Source organism: Candidatus Zixiibacteriota bacterium, assembly GCA_040753495.1.
Taxonomy (GTDB): domain Bacteria; phylum Zixibacteria; class MSB-5A5; order GN15; family PGXB01; genus DYGG01.
On record JBFMEF010000217.1, the window covers coordinates 1 to 5,979 of the forward strand.

Here is a 5,979-nt window from a genome sequence, read left to right on the forward strand (position 1 = left end):
GCGGAGGCTATCACTCCAGCAGCCTTCAGATAATGCAGGAAGATGAAATCGTGCGTTCGCGGGTGGAAGATTACCTCGAATACTTTCGCGGGAAGATTCGTCTGCGCGACGACGCCGTCGGCCTGATTTTTGCCGTCAACGGCAAACTTAGTTGCGCCGACCTGTATCAAAGCCCGCTTTTATTTGCGAAGATGTATCCGCAACTGCTGGAAGCAGCTGCCACCGAGGCAATAACGGAATTTGCCCCGAAAAAGAAAGTGCCGACCGTGACCTCAGCCGATGTTTTTCGCTGGCTGGAAGAGTCGGAGCAGGGAAATTTCTTCCGCAAGACTATTAATCGAACGATGGAGCTTCGGATAAAGGAGACCGATGACTGTGTAGTCTTCGAGACTTATCCGAATCTGAAGACGTCGATTTGGATTCATAAGAATATCCTGGCGAGATAAACCCCTTTGACGACCGTCCGCGAAACCCCTATTGCCCGAAAGACAGGTAATGGGGGTTTCGACGTTGGGGGGTGGAGAAATTTTCTCTTATTTTGATGTCGGGACGGGGGCGCCGGTGGAATCGAGAGGGGTCTGTTCCGGGCGAAAACGGCATTGCCCCCAGATATGAATCAGTTCATCGGGGCGGGTCTGCCGATTGATGATGTGGTCGAGACGTCCTCCCCGAACGAGCGACACCAGAGTATCGAGGATGACCGGGTCAAATGCCCCGTTCATCTCCTCGCTCATTACTTTGAGAGCCCGGGCGGGGTCAAAGGCGGCGCGGTAGGGGCGTTCGGAGGTGAGAGCATCAAAGACGTCGGCAACGGAGACAATTCTGGCGCCGAGCGGGATTATTTCGCCGCTGAGACCGCCGGGGTAGCCGCCGCCATTGAATTGCTCGTGATGATGTCTGATAAGCGCCATGAAATCCCAGGGGAAACGAAGGCCGGAAAGACGTTGCACGCCGAGATCGGGATGTCTCTTTATCTGCTCGAATTCTTCTGGAAGCAGTTTTCCGGTTTTTTTCAGGATTTCATCAGGGATATCAAGTTTTCCGATGTCGTGCAGGAGAGCGCCGGCGGCGATGGTCTTGATATCGATATCGGACAGATTCAACGCCTGCGCCAGAGCCAGCGACAGATGGGCTACACGGTCGGAATGCCCCTTGGTATAAGGGTCTTTCTGGTCCACGCTGAAAGCCATCGCTTCGAAAACCCGCAGATACAAACCTTCAATGGAATCAATCAGATTTTCGGTCTTTTCGGCGCGACCGGCGGCGTTTAACTGGGCGAAAATTCGCAACGATTTTTCCAGAGATTGAAGGGCTTCCATATGCCGGTCAGTTTCTACAAATAACTGCCCCTGTTCATTCAGTATTTCCGCCTGAGAGAACTGCAAACCGAGTTCTTCAGCAAGACTAAGAGCCCGGGCGAAATTCTCCCGCGCCGTCTCGAATTCATTGTTCATCACCGCGATTTTGCCGGCGAGTTTCCAGATTTCGACCAGTTGACCATTGCGTAGCTGCTCGGTTTCGAGGTAGCGCACGGCGTTCTGACAGTAGATTTTGGCTTCCTCCGGTTCGCGGCGCTTAAGATACAGGTCGGTCAAGTTTATATTCAGAATAAGGCTGAGCGAGGCATCCTTGATAGTCTCAGCCACTTCAAGAGACGAGATAAAATTTTTCAAAGAGGAGTCAAGCTGCCCCCGTTCCAGCAGCGTGATGCCGATATTGTTGAGGGTGTAGGCGTTTTTGCGCACTTCCCCTTCTTTTTCATAGACATCGCGAGCGATATTATAGCAGTCCAGGGCGGCGGTCCAGTCACCTTTCATATTTTTGATGGCGCCGAGATTGTTGTAGAGGTCGGCATAAAGCATGTTCTGTTTTTCCTCGGAGGCGATCTGAATCGCTTCGCTATAGGCAAGCTCGGCATCTTCAAAGTCCCCCAGTTCGATATAAATGACACCAAGGTTGCGGAGACTCTTGCAGATTCCAAGCGGGTCATTGAGACGCCGGTATAATCCGAGAGCCCGATGCAATTGTCCCAGGGCGCGGTCAAGTTCTCCCGATTTCGCCAGCAGCTGACCGATTTCGAGAAAGATTTCGGCGCGCCGCGGTTGAAATCTTTTTTCGTGACAGAGGGGAAGGGCTTTTTCATATTCGGCGATAGCCTCGGCATATCGCCCCAGCCTGGAAAGAGCCCGCCCTTTTTCATGATGCATATTTATTTTCAATTCGAGGGAATAATGCGGAAGAGCTTTGGACTGCCAAAGCTCTTCCATGGTATTGAGATGTCTTAAGGCTCGCTCGTAATTGAAATTGTCGGCAGCTTTTCGGGCTAATTCAAGCAGATTACTGAGGGTGGAGGCCCACTTGTTGCCGGATAAATCGGGTTCGTATCGTTCGGGCGTGTTGTTCATATTGGTCACCCTGGCTGCTTTTATCAGTCCCGGTTATTACTGTAGTTCGCCGCATGTTCAATTGCCTTTAGCCTTTCGACGGCTTTCTTGAGTCCGCCGCCGCCGGATTTCTTAAAGAGAACAATCGCGGCCTCCAGGCGCGACCGGGCAAGGTCGAGACAGCCCCGGTCGGATGCCGTCAGGCCGGCGCAATAAAGAATCTCTGCCTCATGCTGAATCAGATTATGTTCGCGCGCCCGCGCCAGAGCCTGGTCAAGAATCTTCTCTGACTTTTCCAGATCGCCGCCTCGCCGGCAGGAGTCGGCCAGAACGATTTCGTAATCGACCTGCATCTGGGGAGATTTGACACTATCAAGCAGGTCCTGGGCCGCTTTCAGGAGGGAGCGGGCGGCAATGAGGTCGCCGTTCTGCAGATACATTTTCGCCATATTGATATAGCAAAGGGTCACCAGGTTGGGGTCGCGATTCTCCAGCGCCAGAGCAAGAGCCTCTTCAAATGATATCTTCGCCTCGGCAAATTGACCCACTTCAGTTTGGGCTACACCAATGTTATGCAGGACATAAGCCTGCCGCAGTCTATTGCCGGAGCGACGAAAGTCGGACAGACAGAGACGAAAGACCTGAATCGATTCTTTCTGTTTCCCTTCAATCGACTTGATGGCGCCCTGAGTGTTAAGAATAGTGGCTCGCAACTGGAAGTCCCCGGTCTTGGTGGCCCATTCAATGGCGGTTTCACAGAGGGCATTGGAAACATCAAATTGCCCCTGCTGAAATTTCATATTGGCGAGGTTACGGGCTGATTCGGCCGCTCCCCGCAGATGTCCGCTTTCCAGGAATATCGACTGCGCCAGATTATAGGCTTCCTCTGCCCGGTCCCACTGACCACTCTGCATAAAGACACGGCCTACTTCTTTCGAAAGTTCTCCTTTAAGAACCTTGTTCTCGTCAGTCTCCTTGAGTTTGAGAGCCTGATTGAGTAACTGGAAGGCAACGGCGGTGTTTCCCTGTTTCATCCACTCTCTCGCCAGTTCCAGCAAATGTCGGCCGTCACTGATGAGAGGCGCACCGTTTGTTACTGTTACCGTTTTCATAATTTTCGCATGACCTTCCATCTTCAGTTATTATCGGTTCAATTGTCATCCGAAATCAGAGCGTAAGCCGAGAAATGGTTGACATATCCGGTGACGGTTTTATTGAAGATGTCGAGAACACAGGGCATCCGGTTCCACTGGCCCGTATATTCATTGAACCAGGCAAGAGTAATCGAGGTCTCGACAATGCCGGTCAGGTCGGCGTCACGATAACTCATGACAACTTTGACGGGCAGATTGAAGACCAGGCCGTCGGTGCCGAAGTGGTTCTCGAAGACGCTGAGGTCAGCGATTTCGATAAAGACCAGGGTATCGGACGGCAGCGCTCCGGGAGGAAATGAGAGTTCGACATCAACTAACGACACCACCCCTCCTTCTTTAGCAGTGAGGACGGTATCGATATAAGCCGACCCTTCCAGTAACTTCTGAGCCGATGCCGTTCGCTTCAAAAGTTTCGGCTGGGAGGGTTCATCACTCACAGTCGGAGACTTGGAGCATCCGACCAGAGCAATCAGGAATATCGCCGCTATGGCGATAATAGCCCCGCTGAGAAATCGATGATTGCTGAGTTTCAACATTATCCTCTCTCCTTTCTGGGTTTCGAATATCATCATTCAGGAGGGAGTACAGTCAAAAGGGGTGCCAACTGGCGCAACAAAGATGTAACTTTTTGCTCGGCTTGAAATTGCGCCCAATCAGGGAGGTGATTAAAGGGACCGTCCGGGTCGGCCGACAGGGGTCATCGGCACAAAATGAGCCAGCCGATATTTTCAGAGGTTGCTTGACATTTCGATAAGATGGTGTGGGATAAGAGATTGCCGCAAGCCCTACCGGCGGCACACTTTAGACCGGCTCAGTCCGTACCGCGTCGGTCATCACGCAAGTTGTTCTCTTCCATAATCCTGCGGAGTCGGGCGCGGGATATTTTCAGAATCGAAGCGGCCTGGGTGCGGTTCCATCCCACCATATTGAGTATCTCGAGAATCACCTGGCGCTCGATGGCTTTGAGCGGGATACCGGCCTCCGGAATCTCAATTGTGATTTGGCGACGCTCGCGAGCGGTGACTCGTCCATTTTTGATTGCCTCTCGAAGCATCGGGGCGGTCAGTTCGCCGGTGGATGCGAGAAGCACCGCCCGCTCTATCACATTGCGCAGTTCGCGGACATTTCCGGGCCAGTTGTGGGCCTGAAGAGCCTCAAGAGCGTCATCCCGGATGCAAAGGAGCCGCTTGTTGTAAAGCGTGCGGTAGAAGTCGAAATTATAGAGCGCCAAATCGAAAATATCCTCTTTTCGCTCCCGCAACGGCGGCAGATGAATCGAAATCAGATTAAGGCGGAAAAGTAAATCCTCCCGAAACCGCCCTTCCCGAACCGCCTGTTCCAGATTGATATTGGTGGCGGCAAGAACGCGGACATTGATATCTTTTTCTTCGACCCCGCCGAGGGGGCGGAGTTTGCGGTTCTCGAGAATCTTGAGAAGTTTTGCCTGCGCCGAGGATGTGAGATTGCCGACTTCATCAAGGAAGATGGTGCCGTTATGGGCGAATTCGAAAAGACCAATCTTGTCGTTTTTGGCGTCGGTGAAAGCCCCTTTCTTATGGCCAAACAGTTCCGATTCGAAGAGTTCATCCGGAATGGCCGAGCAATTGACCTCGATGAAGTTCTTGTCCTTCCGGACACCGCTGTAATGCATCACTTTCGCCAGAAGGTCTTTGCCGGTGCCGGTTTCGCCGAAGAAGATGGCATTGGGATAATCGACGTCAGAGAGATGCTCAATCATCTTCTTTATTTCCAGCATCCGGGGCGAATGACCTATTATAGATGAAACCGAAAAAGGGTCGGCATTGGCGGCGGGGATTTCCGGAACCGGGGGAGTCTCTTTCATTTTATGACCGTTTTCAAGTCGTTTCAGAAACTGTTCGAGATTGAGAATTTCGGCGACCCCGAGTTTGGCGACCTCGACGGTCTCATCGATGGAGGGGGATTCGGCGATACCGACGATGCGGAGTTGGTCGAATGATTTGGAGAGGGAGAGAAGGAATTCCGGGTTGCGGAATTGTGCGGTCTCGAGGTCGACGAAGGCGGTCTTGCTGTCGGTGGCGGTTTCAGGAAGAACCGGCTCCCGGAGCAAAAGGGAATCATCGCGCAGTTCCGGGTGGGTGGCGCAGAGTTTTTCCCAGTTTTTGCCGCTGAGCCGTTCGCCGTATATAAGGACTTTGCTGGACATAGTTATAGAGAGCCCCGTTGAAGACAGGGGTATATCTCATTATCGTATTATCGGCAAGAAAGGGGGGGAGTGTAGCAGGGGGCTCAGAGGGAGGAGCGGAAGTAATCATTTCCTGGCCGAAGTGATTTTCTGTCGGGAAGTCCGCCGCGGCGGACTCACACCGCAGCAAATCGTTCGAGTAGGTCGAATTCCTTCTTAGGGTTCGACATCACTTTCATAAGGTGATACCGCTTAAAGCGGGACTGACGGCGTAACA

At 52.5% G+C, this 5,979-nt stretch carries 5 protein-coding genes; 1 reads left to right on the top strand and 4 read right to left on the bottom strand.

The features are described 5' to 3' along the window. On the top strand, positions 1 to 446 hold a 446-nt coding region (locus tag AB1690_13865), incomplete at its 5' end, for a DUF6569 family protein (protein ID MEW6016394.1). A gap of 87 nt (positions 447 to 533) precedes the next feature. Here AB1690_13865 and AB1690_13870 read toward each other — a convergent pair. The 4 genes from AB1690_13870 to AB1690_13885 form a co-directional block, all read right to left on the bottom strand. Beyond that, entirely contained in the window at positions 534 to 2,405 is a 1,872-nt protein-coding gene (locus AB1690_13870) for an HD domain-containing phosphohydrolase (GenBank protein MEW6016395.1), read from the bottom strand. Positions 2,406 to 2,428: 23 nt separating this feature from the next. Further along, positions 2,429 to 3,496, bottom strand: a complete 1,068-nt coding sequence (locus AB1690_13875; protein ID MEW6016396.1) for a tetratricopeptide repeat protein — start codon at positions 3,494 to 3,496, stop codon at positions 2,429 to 2,431. 38 nt (positions 3,497 to 3,534) lie between these two features. Next, the gene (locus tag AB1690_13880) at positions 3,535 to 4,074 is read right to left on the bottom strand and encodes a hypothetical protein (protein MEW6016397.1); all 540 of its coding nucleotides are present in this window, start codon (positions 4,072 to 4,074) and stop codon (positions 3,535 to 3,537) included. A gap of 275 nt (positions 4,075 to 4,349) precedes the next feature. Next, complete coding sequence (locus AB1690_13885; GenBank protein ID MEW6016398.1) at positions 4,350 to 5,723, bottom strand: sigma 54-interacting transcriptional regulator; 1,374 nt, start codon at positions 5,721 to 5,723, stop codon at positions 4,350 to 4,352. Positions 5,724 to 5,979: the final 256 nt, after the last annotated feature.

What these genes read in the sequence shown, in the direction of transcription:
- AB1690_13870 (MEW6016395.1), bottom strand. Translation starts at nt 2,405, where the DNA reads ATGAACAACACGCCCGAACGATACGAACCCGATTTATCCGGCAACAAG.
- AB1690_13875 (MEW6016396.1), bottom strand. Translation starts at nt 3,496, where the DNA reads ATGAAAACGGTAACAGTAACAAACGGTGCGCCTCTCATCAGTGACGGC.
- AB1690_13880 (MEW6016397.1), bottom strand. Translation starts at nt 4,074, where the DNA reads ATGTTGAAACTCAGCAATCATCGATTTCTCAGCGGGGCTATTATCGCC.
- AB1690_13885 (MEW6016398.1), bottom strand. Translation starts at nt 5,723, where the DNA reads ATGTCCAGCAAAGTCCTTATATACGGCGAACGGCTCAGCGGCAAAAAC.